General features: G+C 68.1%; 1 protein-coding gene. It reads right to left on the bottom strand.

Annotated elements, in window-relative coordinates; genetic code table 11:
- Positions 1 to 263: 263 nt before the first annotated feature.
- The coding region (locus tag DMB66_RS60660) for an MFS transporter (protein WP_125812744.1) at positions 264 to 717 on the bottom strand (454 nt) is incomplete at its 5' end.

Below are 717 nucleotides of genomic sequence, written 5' to 3'. Positions count from 1 at the left end.
CACACCTGCGGCGCCGACGGGTCTGTTGATGGCCGGTCGGACGAAGAATTCGCTGGCTGACTGGCCCCGTCATCGACGAGGTCAGGCGCGTCAGGTCACACCTGCGGCGCCGACGGGTCTGTTGATGGCCGGTCGGACGAAGAATTCGCTGGCTGACTGGCCCCGTCCATCGACGAGGTCAGGCGCGTCAGGTCACACCTGCGGCGCCGACGGGTCCTGCCGATGGCCGGTCGGACGAAGAACTCGCTGGCTGACCGACCCCCTCAGCGTACGGATTTGATTCGGTAGACCAGGGCGGCTCCGGCCAGGGCGAACAACGAGGATGCCACGTAGAGCGTGGGGTATCCGCCGGCGTGGGCGACGATGGGTGCGGCGATCGCCGGGGCGAGGACCTGCGGCATGGAGTTGGCGATGTTGATCACGCCGAGGTCCTTGCCGCGGTCCAGATCGGTCGGCAGCACCTGGGTCATGAGGGCGAAGTCCACCGAGGTGAACGCGCCGAACCCGACACCGAGAATCAACGCGGCCACGATCACACCGGTCCAGGAGTGCCAGCCGGCCAGCAGGAAGCCGGCCAGCGCCATGATGACGCCGGACCAGGTGACGAAGACGCGCCGGTTGCCGAGGCGGTCAGACCAGGCTCCGGCGACCAGCACGGTGATGAGCAGTGTGGCCGCGTTGACGGCGGTCAGGATCAGCACACCGCGTCCGGATCGG

The sequence above is a fragment of the Actinoplanes sp. ATCC 53533 genome (assembly GCF_003947245.1).
The sequence above is the reverse complement of the archived record's forward strand: the minus strand, read 5'-3'. Positions and strand labels throughout refer to the sequence as shown.